Below are 16,508 nucleotides of genomic sequence, written 5' to 3' on the forward strand. Positions count from 1 at the left end.
TCGTCGCGGACGGCGACGCGCTGAGGGTTGTGCCGCCCGAGGGCGCCAGGGGCGGTGACGCTGAGTGACGTCGCGGGTGCGATGGCCGTTTCGGGGCCGCGAGGCAGGCAAGTCTGGGCAAACGCGCAGGTCGCGAGCGGCAGTCTGTCCGTATTGATGAGGATTTTCACCGATATCGACGTTGGTGTGACTCGCGTGACGAGCGAGACACAAAAAGGTTTGCGAGCCAAATGGGGCGTGTCGCGGCGCGTGGCGTGTCGGGATCGGGCACTGTTCATGTACGCCGATCGGGGGAGCTTCACCTGGCTCCCGGGAGGCGCGCTCCGCCTCGGCGACGCCGCCGCGACACGCGCGGACCACAACGGTGTGGTTCGGCGTCACCGCAGGTCAGCGGCTTTTTTTGCCGCGCTGCGACACGCCGACACGCGCCATGTTTGGAAATCCCACGTCTGGGGCAGCGGGCGGGCTAACTTCTTCCATGTCGTCACCGAGAGGTGAGGAAGCAACACAGTCCGTAATGTCCGGATCCGCCGGACGGCGGATCTGGAAGACCCGGAACCCCGGGTCCTTCCCAGGCCCGGGGACCTGCGTCCCCAACCGTTCATTCCATGGAGGACATTCACATGTCTGCTCGCAACATGGCGAAGCGCACCGCCGCGGGGACGCTCGCTCTCGCGGTCTGCCTCGGTGGTGGCGCTATCGCCCTCGCCTCGGCCGCTTCTGCTGACGCCAACTTCAAGTTCGACAACCGCATCTCGGGCGACGACCGCTACGGCACTGCCGTCGCCGCCTCCAAGGCTGCGTTCGACAAGGCTGACAACGTCATCCTCGTCAACGGCTACGCCACGGTGGACGGCCTCACTGCCTCCTACCTCGCCGGTGTCGCCAACGCCCCGATCCTCTACGTGAGCGACAAGGGCGCCGACGACCAGACCAAGGCCGAGATCAAGCGCCTCGGCGCCAAGAACATCTGGCTGGTCGGTGGCGAGAAGGTCATCCCCGCCTCCGTCGCTGACGCCATCAAGGGCGACGGCTACACCGTCACCCGCATCAACGGCTCCGACCGCTACGAGACCGCCGCCCTGATCGCCGAGGCCGGCATCAAGATCTCCGGCAAGAAGCCCTCCACGGTCTTCGTCGCCTCGGGCACCTCCTTCGCCGACGCCCTCGCGGTCTCCCCGGTGGCCTTCGTCAAGGGCTACCCGATCATCCTGACCGACAAGGACTCCACCTCCGACTTCTCCAAGAAGGAGCTCGGCGTCATCGGCACCGACTCCAAGGTGCTCGTCGGTGGCACCGCGGTCGTGTCCGACAAGGTCGCCGCAGACCTTTCCATCAAGTCCGACGCTCGCGTCGCCGGTGATGACCGCGCCGTGACCGCCAACAAGATCAGCGACTGGGCCAAGAAGACCCAGGGCTTCAACCCCGCCAACGCCGCCCTGGTCGGTGGCACCAACGGCAACGGCGCTGACTCCCTCGTGGCCGCCCCGCTGCTGGGCAAGTCCTTCACCACCCTGCACTTCGCTGGCTGGGACGCGACCGCGACCTACATGAAGGACCACTCCGCGGAGCTGACCGGCAAGGGCTTCATCTTCGGTGGCAAGGCCGCCGTCTCCGACGGCCAGGTCTCCTCTGCCCAGTCCGCAGCCCAGTCTGCTGCCGCTGCGGTGGGGCAGATCGTCACCGCTTACAGCAACACCTCCTTCAGCGTTGCTGACGCTGCTAGCCAGGGCGCCAAGAAGTACACGCTGAAGTCCACTGACAAGTACGTCGTGAGCGGCTCGGCAGCCACGCAGGGTGCCTTCGTGGCCTCGCTGGCCGTCGGCGCTACCGTTTCCGTCTCTGTGGCTGGCGACGTTGCCACCTACACCCTGGTGCCGGTCTCCTCGACCGGTTTCTCCAGCGGCCTTGTGGGTGCCTACGACACCTCGGCGAAGACCTTCTCCGTGGTCGAGCCGATCACCGGCACCAAGCTGCCCTTCCTTAGCGCCAGCGCCACCTCGTACAACTACACGACCGGTGGCGCCTTCGTGAACTACACGGTGGACGGTCAGAGCGTCTCGCAGGGCATCTTCGAGGGTGCGATCAGCTACGGCGACACCGTTTCGGTGAAGGGCACGGGGGCTGACCTCAACAACATCCGCACGGTGGCACTCACCAGCGGAAGCATCTCCGGCACCGTGGCCAGCGTCACCGGTTCGTCGCCGATCACCGCCTTCACGGTGAAGAGCACGGCTGGCGCCACGTTCACCATCCCGCTGCCCACGACCGGCGACGCGGTGTCCATCGACGGCACCGCCTCCACGTCTGCAGCGTTCACCGGCGCAGCTGCCGTGACGGGCCCGCCGGCTGTTGCGGCGGTCGTCAGCCCCGTCAGCGTCGGTGACCAGGTCACCTACGCCAAGGCCGGTGGTGTCCAGAAGGTGACGCTGGTCAACGCCGCCCCGAGCAAGCTGGCGGGCATGGTGGCCGACTCGGTGACCATCTCTGGAACGCCCACGGCAACCAACTCGACCCAGCTCGCCTACTGGTCGCCCGCCGGGACCGCGAGCAAGGTGACCTACGCGGACGTCAGCCGCTTCATCGTGGACGGGACCGTCGCTTCCAAGGCTGACTTCGTGGCCGCTGCCACCGCGGGTGACGCGGTTGTCTACCAGCCGGCCGACACCACCACGAACACGACGTCGTCGCTCACCCTGACCAGCAAGCCCCTCGCGGGCACGGTGGCCGTGGGTGACGTCGACTCGAGCGGCCACCACGTGAGCGTTGTCAACGCTGACGGCGACACGATCGCCACGCAGGCTGACTACAGCTCGGCGACGAGCGTCTACGCGACCGGTACCGGCAACAACGTGTACACGATCGACGGGACGACCTCTACGCTGGCGCAGTTCGACGCCATGGTGAATCGGATCCAGACGGGTGCTCGCCAGGGCAGCGTCCAGGCCTCCATCTCGAATGGCACTGTGACGTGGACGCTGTCGACGATGAACTTCACGGCGGCTCCGGCGCCTGTCTCCATCACCAAGGGCGCTTCCAACGTTGTGGTGGTCACCTTCAACAAGCCGGTGACCCCTGCTGGTAGCGCGGCGTTCAGTGACTGGACCATCACGGGGGCCGGCACGGCCACTGCTGTCGCGTGGACCGCGAACAACACCGTCGCGACCTTCACCGGCACCGCGATCACCACCGGTACTGTCACGGTCACCCCGCTGAACGCGACCAAGGCAGCGCTCTACACGGACACCTACGGCACCACGGTTGGCACGGGAAGCATCTCCGCGACCTTCTGATAGCTCGCCTTCAACAGAGCGGGCCGGGACCTTCAGGTCCCGGCCCGCTCTGTCATGTTCAGCCGGGCGATGCCGCCGATGCTGACCACTGACACGCAGAAGGGCCCCGCCGCGACAGCGGCGGGGCCCTTCTCGACACCGTGACGAACGGAGGACCTCCTCCACCAAGGCCCATTCACACGCGCTGCGTCGCGGGTCCTCGATGGGCTGCTAGCTCACGAGCCGAGCACGGTCGCCGCCGTGGTGGGGCCGTGGGGCAGCGGTAAGAGCAGCAAGGTGAAATTCACGATCGGCAAGATGGGCGGATACGAGCGGGTCGTGAGGCTCGACCCGTGGATGGTCGGGGGCCCGACCGCCGTCGCGCAGGAGGTCGTCACCGCGGTGACGCAGGCCCTCGGACGCGCCGACCTACCTCCCGAGGCCAATGAGCGTTGTACCACGCTACTTCAAGACCGCGTTGGCCGCCGCCACCGGCGCGGGGTGTGCCCTCGGAGGGGCGATGGCCGCCCAGCACGGAGTCGACCTCGGGCCCGAGGCGGCAGCCGTCATCGCCGATGCCACCAAGGCCGTCACCACCAGCGCCCAGGACGCCACGCGGGCCCGGGAGGTTTACGAGGCCTCGCTGGAGAGGGCCTTCACCGCGATCTCCAGGCTGCTGCGCGAGCGCCAGCAGGGGGTGCTGGTGGTGGTACGCATCGCCCTACAGGCTGTCCGCCCGGGAGGCCGGGCCTGGCACGCGGCCCTGGCTGATGACATCAAGAGGCCGTCCACGCCTCGCGCAAAGCAGTGCCCCGGCACAGCGTCACCAAGCTTGCGCAGCCGCGCGGTGATCGCGCTGATCTGACGACCCACCTCACCCACTTCGACGTCGCCCTCAAGGACCTCGTCGGTCCTCCGCCGCTCGTCGCCCAGGTCGAGCAGGTCCTCGCTGAGCAACGCCCTCGACGTCGCCTGCTCGCCCACGGCCTCGCGCCTGCTACTCGAGGCGCTTCCCGGCTTGGGCTGTCCGCGAAGCCGCCGACCCCGCCCTGAGCCCCCGCCAGCGTGGTGCGGCGGTGCGTGTCCCCGAACGAGTTGTGGACCGGCGACGCACTGCATGGCCCAAAGATCGCCGGACCGCAAGACCTACTTGTTCGCGTTCATCGATGCCCAGCTGGAAGCTCTGCGGATGCTGACCAACCACCGGCAGATGGGTGGGATGTACTCCACCAGCCCGTTCGCGGCTCTGCTGGTGGGGCAGCCGACACTACGCCGGATGATCAAGCACGGGATGTTGGCGGCGTTGGACCAGCGGATCGCGTTGCGGTACGCGATGCCAGGGATGAGCGCGACCGAGACCTGCTCCTACCTGAAGCATCACGTCGCCTTGGCAGGACGGGTGGACACCCTGTTCAGTGATGATGCGGCGGCGTCGATCCACACCTCGAGTCGGGGGTACCCGCGGGCGGTGAACAACCTCGCGTTGACGGCGTTGACGGCGTTGACGGCGTTGACGGCGTTGACGGCGTTGACGGCGTAGAAGGCGTAGACGGCGATGCTCGCGGCGGGCAAGGCGATCGTGGATGAGAGCGCAGCACGAGCCGCCCTCGCGGAGGTTACCGCCGACTGAGCACACGGGCCGGGTGCACCTCCACGTCGAAGAAGGGCCCCGCCGCTACCGCGGCGGGGCCCTCTTGCATGCCGATGGTCGGCATCGGCGGTGATGCCGTCGTCGGCATCAGATGCGACGCGCAACACGGTGGCCTCCCACCCCGGGGTGGGGTGGGAGGCCATCGGAGTGTGGGTCGGCTGATCAGACCGCGGCTGGGGTCAGCCCTTCAGCAGCGCTCCCGCTCGGTCGTAGGCCGCACCGGGGATGACGGAGGTGCCACCGAAGACCAGCACCCGCTGAGCGGCCAGCCCACCCAGCGCTGAGGTGGTGGCGGCCGGCACTGCCTCGGAGCCGGTGGGGGTCAACAGCAGCGGACCCCCCAGGGCCGCCATCGCCGCCGACCCCGACAGCGCATCAGGCCAGGAAGCCCCGCCGGCCATGCCCACCGAGGCGACTGAGGCGACCGTCGTGCTCGTGGGGGTCTTCATGGCGGCGGCGAGCTTGGCGGAGGTCTCATACCGGTCAGCCCCCACCACGGCACGACCCGCCGCGCCGGCCAGGCCTGCGGTGGTGGCGGCGGCCTTGGCCGGTCCACCGATCGCGACGGCGCGCTCACCCTTGGGGTCGTGGTCAGCGAGGTACTTCGCGGTCGCGGCGGGGAGGGTGTCCCCGTCGGTGAGCAGCACCACCCCGCCGGTGGACTGGGCGTAGGCCGCGACGCTGACGCCGTCGGCGAAGTCGCGGCCGGTGACCAGGTAGATCGGCCCGACGTCGCCGGCGCGCTTGGTGGTGGCATCAGCGATCATCGCGGCGGTCTGGTAGCGGTCACCCCCGCCGATGCGCTGCACGCTGTCTCCGACGACCAAGCCACCCACGGCGCTCTCAACGGCGTCGGACAGGGCCTTGTCCCCGCCCAGGACGTACACGGTGCCGCCGGCGGCGACCAGCCGCTTGACCTGAGTGGCTGCCTCGTCGCTGAGCCGGTTGCCGTTGGTGAGCAGCAGGGGTCCGCCGACCTGGCCTGCTAGGCGGGAGCCGGGCAGTGCGTCGGCGTAGGAACCGGCGGTGGCCAGCACCACGTTGCGGCTGGTACCAGCCGGCGGAGTGGTGAAGATCTTCTCGGCGATGTCCGCTGACGTCGCCACCCGGTCGGCTCCGGCGAAGCGCTGCGGCCCAGCCGGCAAGGAGGCGACCACGGTCTGTGCCTCGGTGATGGTGATGGTGAGGTTCCTGCTCGCCGCGGCGTGGGTGGCAGTGGCAGCAGCAGTGACCGTGATGGTGCAGGTCCCGGCCTTGGCCGCGGTGATGATCCCGGCGCCGTCGACGGTGCACACCGACGGCGAGCCGCTGGTGTAGCTCAGCGTCCCCCCGGCGGAGGCGACCGCGTTGAGCGCCGCCGTCCGCGCGTTCAACGCCAGGCTCGACGGCGCGCCCGTGGTGATCTGCTGGACCAGCAAGCTGGAACCGCCACCGGAGGACGGCGGCGCAGTGGGCGTGACCGAGGTGGACGCCGCCGAGGGCAACCCTGTACCGATCAGGTTGGTAGCGGTCACAGTGAAGGTGTAGGCGGTCCCGGGAGTCAGGCCCGTGACCGAGCACCCTGCGACCGTGGCGGCCGCGCAGGTGGCGCCACCGGGAGCGGCGGTGACGGTGTACCCGGTGATCGCCGAGCCGCCGTTGCTGCCCGGGGCGGCCCAGGAGACGGCCGCCGAGGCGACCCCTGCCACCGCGGTGACAGCGCTCGGTGCGCCAGGTGCGGTGAGTGCGTTGATGGTGAGGTTGATGGTCTGCTCGTCGTAGCCGGCGGTGTTGGTGGCGCGCACCGTGAACGCCGGCACCGCCCCCGGGGTGGAGGACGCTGTTCCGGACAGCACCCCGGTGGAGGAATTCAGACTCAGCCAGCTAGGCAGCGACCCGGCGGAGACGCTCCACGTCGAGGGCGTACCCGAAGCGACCAAGGTCGCCGAGAAAGCAGCACCCGCGGTGGCGGTGCTCGGGGCGGTGGAGGTGATGGTCGGCAGCGTCCCGGTGGGCAGGGTCACCTTCTCGATGCGGTTGTTAAAGGTGTCGGCGATGTAGAGCTTGCCCGCGGCACCCACGCCAACCCCATAGGGGTAGTTCAGTCGGGAGGACGTGGCGGGGCCGGCAGTGGGAGCACCGCCGGTGCCGGTGCCGGCGACGAAGCTGAGCTGGCCGGTGCTGGCATCGACCTTGGAGACGCGGTTGTTGCCTGAGTCGGCGATGTAGACGTTGCCCGCGGAGTCGACCGCCACCCCCGCGGGGGCGCTCAGCGGGGAGGAGGTCGCCGCAACGCCGGCGGTGGCTATCCCGGCGGTGCCGGTGCCGGCGACGAAGCTGAGCTGGCCGGTGCTGGCATCGACCTTCGAGACGCGGTTGTTGCTCGGGTCGGCGATGTAGACGTTGCCCGCGGAGTCGACCGCCACCCCCTGGGGGCTGTTCAGCGGGGAGGTGGTGGCTGCAACGCCGGCGGTGGCTGCCCCTTGGGTGCCATCACCGGCGACGAAGCTGAGCTGGCCGGTGCTGTGGTCGACCTTGTTGATGCGGTGGTTGTTCGTGTCGGCGATGTAGACGTTGCCCGCGGAGTCGACGGCCACGCCCGAGGGGGTGTTCAGCGGGGAGGAGGTGGCTGCAACGCCGGCGGTGGCTGCCCCTTGGGTGCCATCACCGGCGACGAAGCTGAGCAGGCCGGTGCTGGCATCGACCTTCTCGACGCGGTGGTTGTTCGAGTCGGCGATGAAGACGTTGCCCGCGGAGTCGACCGCCACCCCCTGGGGGTTGTTCAGCGGGGAGGAGGTGGCCGCAACGCCGGCGGTGGCTGCCCCCAAGTTGCCAGTGCCGGCGACGAAGCTGAGCTGGCTGGTGCTGGCATCGACCTTGACAATGCGGTGGTTGCTTGATTCGGCGATGTAGACGTTGCCCGCGGAGTCGACCGCCACCCCCTGGGGGTAGCTCAGCGGGGAGGCGGTCGCCGCAACGCCGGAGGTGGCCGCCCCGGCAGTGCCGGTGCCGGCGAGGAAGCTCAAGGTGGACGACCCGGCGACCGGCGCGGCGACCACGCCGGGGGCGGCCAGGGCAGCGATGGCGCAGGACAGGGTCGCACTCACCGCGCCAATGCGGGTCAGTCCCCCCATTACCTTTCGCCGGTGGCCGCGGTGGTGGTTGTTCGGGCTCAGTGGCGGCGGGGGGTCGCTGGCGCCGCGGTGGGAGCGCACGGTGGTGGCGGTGGTCATGGGATCCCCTTCGTGGTGCACCCGGCGGACGCCCCGCGGCTGCGTGTGGGCGGAGGTCAGGCGTTCATGCTCGGGGTCGGCCGCCACGATCCGGTGGATCTTGACCGGCGTGTCGGGCGCCAAGACGAAGGACACAGGCGCAATGCCGAGACGCCGGTGGCCTCCCACCCCGGGGTGGGAGGCCACCGGCTCGTGGTGCCGCTGGTTGCGTGGTGCCGGTTGCGTTCGTTGCCGACGACGTCATCACCGATGCCGATCTCATAATTATCAGTCACCCCCAGGACGTTCGCCGGGGGTAGCTATTCAGGTGGTGGCCAGCTGGGGGATCCAGACGCGGCCCTCGAACAGCTCCCGCAGCACCACCAGCGAGGCCCGCCCTTGGCGCTGAGCGGTGAGTAGGTAGGAGCGGATCGCCACGAAGACCTCCGCGCCCTTGACGGTGCGCAGGCACCCGGAGATCTTCTGGCGCAGCTTCACCCCCCGCAGGTCACGCTCGGCCTGGTTGTTGGTGAACGGCACCGCGAAGTCACGCGCGAACCGCAGGTAGGCCTTCTGCTCACCCTCGATCCGCAGCAGCAGGTTCACCGCCTTCGGCCGCCGCGACGCCGCTAGCCACCCACCCGGCGGGGGCGGGTTCTGCTCATGCCCTAGGGCGAGGATCTTCTCGAAGGTGGTGACCTTGGCGGCCAACACCGCCGGGTCCAGCTCTTGGCGCCCTTCCTGCCGTGCGGTCCTGACCTCGGCGTTCAGGCTCTCCAGGAAGTGCAGCATCTTCCCCGCCCAGGACTGGGAGCCGTCCTCGGTGGTGCACGCCGGTGCCGCTTCGCACACCGCCCGCAGCTCGCGGACCACGTGCGCCCCGCACAAAGCGTGCACCGCGGCGTAGGAGAAGTACGGCGCCCAGTAGTCCGAGACCAGCACTGCACCGGGCTTGAGGTTGCCGATGACGCCGGCCCGGTCGATGGCGGCCCGCCCGCGGCGCCCGTCGCCGGTGTGCACCGACAGGAGAACCAGCGCCAGGGTGCACGCCACGTGCACCCACGCCAGTGACCCCGCCGTGCGCAGCCCGGTCTCATCGGCGTGCAGCACGTCGGCATCGGCGAGCTGGGCGGCCACGGCATCGAGGAACCCGCCGTCGGCGGCGAGGGCATCCCCGGCCGCAGCGGTCCAGGTGGCCACCGACCCCGCGCTGGGGGCGGCCCCGCTCAACCCCGCCAGCACCGCCGCCGCGCGGGCGATGGGCAGGTAGTGCTCCGCGACCAGCCACGCCGCGGCCGCCCGCACCCGCGGTCCGTACTGCACCGGGGCGCTCACCCCCGCCGGCACCCCATCAGCTACCCCGGCGCTGGTGCGCGCACCGCACTCACACACGCAGGTGGCGATGCGGTGCTCAGTCCAGGCCAGTCGCACGTTCTCGGGCAGGTCAGCGACCTGACGAGCCGCGATCGAGGTCACCACCGCATCGGCCAGCGATGCCGCACACCCCGAGCATGCCCTCGGGCGGTGGTCGATGACATCGTCCGGGTCGGCGACCTGGGCCAACGCAGCGCCGTCGTGACCGAGCTGACCACCGGGTTTGCGGCCGGTCTTGGTGCGCCGTGAGGTCGGCGCCGGCGTCGGAGGTTTGCGCAGCCCATCCGAGGACGGCGGCTTCGACGAGGTCCGCGACGTCGCCGTCGCAGCGGCGAGCTTCTCGGTCAGCTCAGCGATGACGGCGTCCTGCTCGGCAATCCGGGCGTCCTGCTCGGTGATCCGGGCAGTCAAGGCGCTGACCTGCTCAGAGAGCATCACCACGAGGGCGATGAGCTCCTCGCGGGAGGCCGAGCCGAGCGCCGAGGCGTCCACGGGCAGCACCACGCCATTCTGTGCGGGGAAGGACACAGCCCGCCGCCAGCGACGGGAAGACCACCCTCACCTGCACCACCATCGGCTGGCAACCCCGCAGCGGTCACCGCGCTGCCCGACCTCCTGAATAGCTACCGCCGGGGTAGGTCAACCGCGGCGAGGTCGGCAACGTGACGCAACCCATCGACGCGGTGATCGCCACCACCCTGTCACCAGGACCCGCACACGCAGGTGCAGCACAGTCGCCTCCCGGGGGGAGGGACGTCATCGGCACGGTGACGCACGCAACAAGACGCACCGCAGCGCGCCACCACCTTGACAGACGGGGACGAATCAGACGGGGAAGCGCTCAGCGTTGATAGTGAGTAGCTATTCAGCCGGTGGCCAGCGGAGAGATCCAGACCCGGCCCTCGAACGGCTCCCGCAGCACCACCAACGAGGCTCGCTCCTGCCGAGCGGCGGTGGGCAAATAGGAGCAGATCGCCTTGAAGGTCTCCAGGCCCTTGACGGTTCGCAGGCACCCGGAGACCTTCCGGCGCAGCTTCACCTCCCGCAGGTCACGCTCGGCCTGGTTGTTCGTGAACGGGACCGCGAAGTCACGGGCGAACCGCAGGTAGGCCTCCTGCTCACCCTCGATCCGCAGCAGCAGGTTCACCGGACCACGAAGGCCAGCGCGGTCTCAGCTCCGCCACCCAGCAACGGCACTGGTACTCCCTGAACGCCTACTACCGCTGGCTCACCACGCTCGGGGTCTCCGGCCGCTCACCGTTAGACCACGTTCGCCCGCCTCGTGCGCTGCCGGTGGCGCGCCGGGACTACACCGCCACTGAGGCCGCGCCAGGCGCGGATCCAGCGGTCGAGGTGGTCACGGGAGTAGGTGACCTCGTTACCGAAGGCGTCGGTGTGGGTGCGCGCGGCCAGCGCCCGTACCGCCGCGCCGCGCTGGCGGGGGCTCAGGGCGGGATCGGCGGCGTCGCGGATGAGCTGGTAGCGGAACATCGCGATCTTCTGGGCGTTGTCGCGGGCGGTGAGCGCCGCCCCAGCCGCACCCGGGGACGACAGGCGCCGCCGGGGTCCCCTTCCAGGCGGCGGGACCGACGGTGACGTCGATGAGGGCGTCGACGGTGGGGGCGTCGACGGTGGGGGCGTCGACGGTGGAAGTGACGGTGGGGGCGTAGCTGTCACGGGTCCTCCTGGCAAGTGCGCGCAGCGCCGGGGAGGGGGCCAGGGCGTGCTGCGAGGCGTTCGCTGACGCGCCGAGCGACGCGCCGAGGTCAAGCCGACCAGGACCGGCCCCGTCAGCGTCAGGGGCAGCTCGTGTTGATCCACATCGACGGCGCCGGGACCGGCGGGGACGTCACCAGGTCGACGAGGCCGACGAGGCCGACGAGGTCACGGGCCAGGTGGGTCAGCAGCTGACCGTGGCTGGCCGCGGTCGCCGCCGCCCACACCCCGTCGCTGCCGTCGCTGCCGTCGCTGCCGTCGCTGCCGTCGCTGGCGTCGACGGCCAGGTCCGCGCCCAGGGTCCGCCCAGGACCGCTGGCGAAGCGGGCCGCGGCCAGGGCCGCGAACCACAGCACCGCGTCCGCCCACGCTGACCCGCCGGTTGCAGCCATGACCGGGTCGATGGCGATGGCGATCCCGGCGGCGGTGAAGAACGCCTCCACCCCGCCCAGCCGTGACCCGAAGCGACGCAGCCAACCCCGCACCGTGCACGCCGGCACGGCGAGCCGGTCAGCGATCCACCGGTGGCCCCGACCAGCGGCTTTGGCGGTCAACGCCCACCCGATCACCGCGGCAGCATCGCCGCGGCGGACCAGCGCGAGCACCGGCAGCAGCACGTGGGTCACCGCGCAGCCGGTGCAGCGGGCCCGGCGCGGCGCCAGACGCACCCGGCGGTCCCCATCGCGGATCATCCGGGGTCGGGCCCAGCCCCACCCGGCCAGGACGCCTGTGCACGCCGGGCAGGCAAGGGCACCGGTGGTCAGGCGTGCCTCGACGCCGGCCGGATCGAGCTCTACGGTCATCAACGGTGCCTCCGAGCGCCGAGCACGGCCCCCCTGGCACCCGCGAAGTGAACGAGGGGGGCCGTTGCTGTGTCTGCGGCGTCGACACGGTGACGACACCCGTCGGCACCCTGACGCACTCGAGGCTCACAGCGACATCGGCATCCTCAGTGACGCCCCACGCCCCGCCCGTCGGCATCCTCACGACGTTCAACACCCGGTGGGGGTCTTGGACCGCAGTACCACCTCCGGGCCGCCGCGCACGGTGGTCTTCAGGTCCGCGATGCCGGTCTCAGCCTGCCAACGCTGGTGGTACAGCGCCGCCAGCGCCGCCGCTGGGTGGGCTGCGGGGTCCATCAGTGTGGTGGCTAGCGAACACCTCCGAGGCCTGTGAGCCGTCGGTGTCGGTGGCGGTCACGGTGTACTCGATGACCCGCACCAGCACCGCTGGCCCATCACTGGCGCGCGGTGGGCGCAGGTAGGAGGTGTAGGTCCCATCGGGCAGCACCGCGTGGGCATCGAAGCTCACGTGCAGGGGCGCGCGGGTGGCCGCCTCAACGATCGAGACCACCCGCACCTTGGGGTAGGCCGAGGGGCGCACCTGCCCGTCTTCACCTGCGCCACCGCCCGTGCCACCGCCTGCGCCACCGCCTGCCGCACTGTCCCGCTGGCTGTGGCGCTGGCTGTGGCGCTGGCCGTTGTGCTCGTGGTGGTGCTGGCTGTGGTGCTCGTGGTGGCGTAGCCGTAGGCGGCTGCATTCTCGGCAGTGTCGGGGACATCCAGCTCATACCCGTCGATGGCCAGCATCCGCCAGGTCGGCCCGGGGAACGTCCCCACGAACGCCCCCGGGGTGAACTCCCCAGCCAACGGCACCGCGACCTGGGAGAACACCGAGGCCACCACCTGTTCGGGGACCTTCTTGCGGGCCTGGGACAACGCACTGGCCGTCGGGGCGCTCCACGGCGCAGCCCACAGCCCCAGCTCATCGAGGTAGCCGGTGACCTTGGCGCAGACCTCCTGGTAGGCCTCATCAGCGAACAGCCACAACCCCATCAGCACGTACACCACCACCTGCGGGGGCAGCTTGGCGTCACTGCGCTTGGCGCGCACCCCCGCCGCAGCCAACGCCGCCGCCACGACGTCGTGATGCACCGCGCCGATGAGGATCCCAATGCTGACCTGCTCGCGGGCGACCACCCGAGCATCCTGGCCCGCTCCAGACCCCCGCGGCAGCACGCACCGGCGCACCGCCTCCCCAGCCGCCTCCCCGGTCAGCTCCCCGGTCAGCTGCTGAACCAGCCCCGCCCACGTCCGCTCATCCACCGACGCCTTGATCGAGGCTGCCAGGGCGCTGACCTGCTCGGCCAGGGAGGCCTCGGCCTCGGCCGCGGCGCCGGGACCGATGGCGGCCTCCTCGATCCTCATCGGTGGCACCCGTCGATGACAACCGAAGACCCCCACTACCCGCAGCCAAACCGGCAAACCCGGACATCCCACCCACCTCAGAGCATGATCATCACTAAGCTACGTGGCATTGCGGCCGTGGGCCCTCTCGCACTGCATGAGCAGGCGAGCGGCGGCAAAAGAGCGGGCCAAGACCTAGAGGTCTTGGCCCGCTCTTTACTGCTGGCCTATCAGCTGACCGAGATGGCCGAGCTCAGAGCAACAAGCTCACCCTGGACACCCGCGCTCGGCGACATGACGATGCCGACCTTGACCGAGCGAGCCGCAGCGAGGCTGGAGACGCCGCTGGCCAGCGTCAGGTCGTTCGCAGCCGCCGTGTGGGCGTCCGACGTGTTGGTCAGGCGACCCGAGGTGGCGAGCAGCTGGCCGGTCGTGGCGTCGAAGACGTTCACGTAGTAAGAGCCGGCGCTGCCGAGGCCGCTGGTGTTCGCCACGCCGAAGCCGAGGGCGGTCGCGTTGACGCTCGAGTTCACCGTCAGCTTGGTCGAGTCGAGCGTGACGGCGGTGTAGCCGCTACCCTTCACGATCTCGCGGTCAGCGCTGAACAGCGGGCCGTAGGCACCCGTGTCGTTCTTGATGCCCGACGCGGATGCCACCTGCACCAGCTGGCTGCCAGAGGAGTCGAGGGAGAAGTTGCCCGAGACCGGGAAGTCGTCGGTCAGCTTCACCTGCAGCGTCTTGCCGCTGTTCAGCTGCTTGACGGTGGCGTTGCTGGAGTCGAGCGTCACGTTGGTCACGCCACCGGAGGTGGTGTTGCGGACCGTCATCGACCAACCGCTGTCGACGGTCACGGCCTGGTCGAAGGTGAACTCAATGATGTCACCGGAGCTGAGCTTGCCGTTGCCGCTGGCGCCGGAGGCCTGCGCGTCAGAGACCACGACGCTGGGCGAGACCGGCACGGTGTTCTGCAGCGTCGAGAGGTTCTGCGACGCAGAGATCGTCGACTCTTCGCCGTCGATGGTCTGCGTGGCGGCGACAGAGTACGTGGTACCCGCCTTCAGCCCGGTCAGCTTGACCTGGTAGCCAGCCGTGGTGGAGTCAGCGTCGGCCGTGGAGGTGGCGGCCAGCGTGTCATCCGTCGTGATGGTGCTGCCCGAACCCTCCTTCAGGTAGATCTTCACCGTCGGCGAGCCCGTCGAGGCGACGGAGGGGACCGTCACCAAGATCGAGGAGTTGGTGGCGCTCGCCGCAGCCAGCGTTCCGAGGACACCGGGGTTGATGTTGTCGAGCACGAACTTCGACTGCTGAGCAGCGGTGGGCGCGTAGACGGAACCGCTCTTCAGCGTGTCACCGACCGTGAGGCGCGACACGAAGTAGTCCATGCCTCGCGGAACCGAGCTAGTCGCCTGGATTGCGTACGCGTCGTTGTCGTCGTAGTGGTAGGTGCCGTTCGCCGTCGTGAAGTACTTGGCGTCCTTGTTGACGAAGACCACGGTCTCGTCGCTGCCCACGGTCCCACCGGCGAAGTCCTCGGGGATCCAGCGCGTGGGGGAGGCGAGCGTGAAGGTCTCGGACGGAACCTGCGGAGACGTCGCGGTAGGAGCAGTCGCGAAGTCGAGGGAGGCGGCGGTCCCGCCGGCCTTGTCGATCCAGATGACCGGAACCACCTTGGTGGCGGCGACGGAGTCGACCGTGAAGGTGACCGTTCCGGACTTGGCGGAGGCCGAAGTCTTCACCGTGTTGCCCGAGGCGGCGGCGGAGCTCAGCACCGCGCCGTTGACGGACTCGATCGAAGCGCCGAGGGTGGTGGCGATCAGGGACGAGCCCTTGAAGGCCGGGGCGTTGTTGACCGTCGTCACGCTGTCCGCGTCGATCAGCCCGATGTTGACCGTCGCGGAGGTGTCCGCCACGGAGACCGTGTAGGTGACCGCGCCCTGGTTGGCCTTGCTGGAGACCGTGAGGGAGGACACCTTCTTGATGGCGTCGTCGCTCGTGCTCGCACTGAGCATGCTGCCAACGGCCTGAGCGGCGGACTGAGCCTTGTTGACCTGGTCGCCAGACACGGCAGCGGTGCCACCGAAGACGAAGCCCTTGCCGGTCAGCTGAGCGGAGTGGTCCTTCAGGTAAACGTTGGTGGCGTCCCAGCCAGCGAAGTGCAGCGTGGTGAGGGACTTGCCCAGCAGGGCCGAGGCGACCAGAGAGTCAGCGCCGTTGCCGTTGGTGCCACCGACCAGGGCAGCGTTGGCGGGGTTGAAGCCCTCGGACTTCTTGGCCCAGTCAGAGACCAGGTTGGCGGTCACGGCGCGGTCAGCACCGGCGACGCGAGCGTCGGACTTGATGGACAGGTCCGCAGCGACCTTGTCGGAGACGACCGCGGTGCCACCGACGAGGATCTTGTTGTCGGTGCCGATGGCGCCGAGCTCGTCCTTGGTGAACTGAGAGGTGGAGTCCTTCTCGGTCAGCGCGATTGGGTAGCCCTTCGCGAAGGCGATCGGGGACACAGCGAGTGCGTCGGCGAAGGAGGTGCCCGAGGCGACGAAAACCTTGGAGGGCTTCTTGCCGGAGAGCTCGGCGCCCTTGGCGGCGATCAGCTTGGCGGTCTCGTAGCGGTCGGAGCCGTTGATGCGCTGGACCTTGTAGCCGTCACCCGTGATGGCGTCCTCGACGGACTTGGGGATGACCGTGGTGCCACCGATCAGCCAGATGTTCCACCGACTCCACCAATTCGTCCACAGGCGAGCGCCACGCCGGTTGGTCGGGCTTGGAGATCGGCCAGAGTGCAGCGGTGCACGATCGGCTGGCGCGCTTCGAAGCGCACTTGCGGGACTACGAACGACTGGCTCCTGCCACGGTCTACGCGTGGACCCGGGGCGTGCGGCTGCTGCTGGAGTTCGTGGCGGACCCGGAGGCCGCATCTGCAGGCGAGGTCAGCGCCGCGGAGTTCAGCGCCTGGCTGCGCGAGGCCGAGGAAGCGGGTCTCGCCTCGGGAACCCGGCAGAACCGCTGGTACGCGGTTCGTGCTTAGAGCGTCCGCCAGTAGGTGCGATCTTGGCGAGTGACCCGCTGGAGTTGCGAGCGGGCACGGGGCCCTCCACATCATGGAGTTGCTAACGCTCTG

11 protein-coding genes and 1 pseudogene are annotated in these 16,508 nt (G+C 69.5%); 4 read left to right on the forward strand and 8 right to left on the reverse strand.

Annotation, left to right across the window (positions count from 1 at the left end):
- Positions 1 to 623: 623 nt before the first annotated feature.
- The 3 genes and pseudogenes from BXY45_RS13890 to BXY45_RS24735 form a co-directional block, all read left to right on the forward strand.
- Positions 624 to 3,293, forward strand: a complete 2,670-nt coding sequence (locus BXY45_RS13890; RefSeq protein WP_170131511.1) for a cell wall-binding repeat-containing protein — start codon at positions 624 to 626, stop codon at positions 3,291 to 3,293.
- Positions 3,294 to 3,717: 424 nt separating this feature from the next.
- On the forward strand, positions 3,718 to 4,137 hold the full coding sequence (locus BXY45_RS13895; RefSeq protein ID WP_109775094.1) for a hypothetical protein: 420 nt from the start codon (positions 3,718 to 3,720) through the stop codon (positions 4,135 to 4,137).
- A 306-nt stretch (positions 4,138 to 4,443) separates the two neighbouring features.
- Positions 4,444 to 4,902 (forward strand): annotated as a pseudogene (locus tag BXY45_RS24735) (hypothetical protein); the annotation flags it as partial.
- 200 nt (positions 4,903 to 5,102) lie between these two features.
- Here the strand turns inward: BXY45_RS24735 and BXY45_RS13905 are convergent.
- The 8 genes from BXY45_RS13905 to BXY45_RS13935 form a co-directional block, all read right to left on the reverse strand.
- Positions 5,103 to 8,009 (reverse strand): cell wall-binding repeat-containing protein, encoded by a 2,907-nt coding sequence (locus tag BXY45_RS13905; protein WP_170131513.1) that lies wholly within the window; start codon positions 8,007 to 8,009, stop codon positions 5,103 to 5,105.
- 429 nt (positions 8,010 to 8,438) lie between these two features.
- A complete protein-coding gene (gene tnpC / locus BXY45_RS13910; protein ID WP_146211203.1) occupies positions 8,439 to 9,989 on the reverse strand; it encodes an IS66 family transposase in 1,551 nt (516 codons plus the stop codon).
- Positions 9,990 to 10,353: 364 nt separating this feature from the next.
- Positions 10,354 to 10,635 carry an IS66 family transposase gene (locus BXY45_RS13915; RefSeq protein ID WP_109775097.1) on the reverse strand — a complete coding sequence of 94 codons (282 nt, stop codon included), beginning with the start codon at positions 10,633 to 10,635 and terminating at the stop codon, positions 10,354 to 10,356.
- A gap of 113 nt (positions 10,636 to 10,748) precedes the next feature.
- A complete protein-coding gene (locus BXY45_RS23335) occupies positions 10,749 to 10,979 on the reverse strand; it encodes a hypothetical protein (RefSeq protein ID WP_170131514.1) in 231 nt (76 codons plus the stop codon).
- 305 nt (positions 10,980 to 11,284) lie between these two features.
- Positions 11,285 to 12,007 carry a hypothetical protein gene (locus tag BXY45_RS13925; protein WP_109775099.1) on the reverse strand — a complete coding sequence of 241 codons (723 nt, stop codon included), beginning with the start codon at positions 12,005 to 12,007 and terminating at the stop codon, positions 11,285 to 11,287.
- Positions 12,008 to 12,196: 189 nt separating this feature from the next.
- The gene (locus tag BXY45_RS23340; RefSeq protein WP_170131515.1) at positions 12,197 to 12,343 is read right to left on the reverse strand and encodes a hypothetical protein; all 147 of its coding nucleotides are present in this window, start codon (positions 12,341 to 12,343) and stop codon (positions 12,197 to 12,199) included.
- Positions 12,344 to 12,511: 168 nt separating this feature from the next.
- Positions 12,512 to 13,411, reverse strand: a complete 900-nt coding sequence (locus BXY45_RS13930; RefSeq protein WP_109775100.1) for a transposase domain-containing protein — start codon at positions 13,409 to 13,411, stop codon at positions 12,512 to 12,514.
- A 209-nt stretch (positions 13,412 to 13,620) separates the two neighbouring features.
- Positions 13,621 to 16,173 (reverse strand): cell wall-binding repeat-containing protein, encoded by a 2,553-nt coding sequence (locus BXY45_RS13935; RefSeq protein WP_245961826.1) that lies wholly within the window; start codon positions 16,171 to 16,173, stop codon positions 13,621 to 13,623.
- A gap of 2 nt (positions 16,174 to 16,175) precedes the next feature.
- Here BXY45_RS13935 and BXY45_RS13940 point away from each other — a divergent pair, with 2 nt between their 5' ends.
- Entirely contained in the window at positions 16,176 to 16,415 is a 240-nt protein-coding gene (locus BXY45_RS13940; RefSeq protein WP_245961822.1) for a site-specific integrase, read from the forward strand.
- Positions 16,416 to 16,508 lie beyond the last annotated feature (93 nt).

It is taken from the genome of Quadrisphaera granulorum, from assembly GCF_003149145.1.
GTDB lineage: Bacteria > Actinomycetota > Actinomycetes > Actinomycetales > Quadrisphaeraceae > Quadrisphaera > Quadrisphaera granulorum.

What these genes read in the sequence shown, in the direction of transcription:
- BXY45_RS13890 (WP_170131511.1), top strand. Translation starts at nt 624, where the DNA reads ATGTCTGCTCGCAACATGGCGAAGCGCACCGCCGCGGGGACGCTCGCT.
- BXY45_RS13895 (WP_109775094.1), top strand. Translation starts at nt 3,718, where the DNA reads ATGAGCGTTGTACCACGCTACTTCAAGACCGCGTTGGCCGCCGCCACC.
- BXY45_RS23335 (WP_170131514.1), bottom strand. Translation starts at nt 10,979, where the DNA reads ATGTTCCGCTACCAGCTCATCCGCGACGCCGCCGATCCCGCCCTGAGC.
- BXY45_RS13925 (WP_109775099.1), bottom strand. Translation starts at nt 12,007, where the DNA reads ATGACCGTAGAGCTCGATCCGGCCGGCGTCGAGGCACGCCTGACCACC.
- BXY45_RS23340 (WP_170131515.1), bottom strand. Translation starts at nt 12,343, where the DNA reads ATGGACCCCGCAGCCCACCCAGCGGCGGCGCTGGCGGCGCTGTACCAC.
- BXY45_RS13930 (WP_109775100.1), bottom strand. Translation starts at nt 13,411, where the DNA reads ATGAGGATCGAGGAGGCCGCCATCGGTCCCGGCGCCGCGGCCGAGGCC.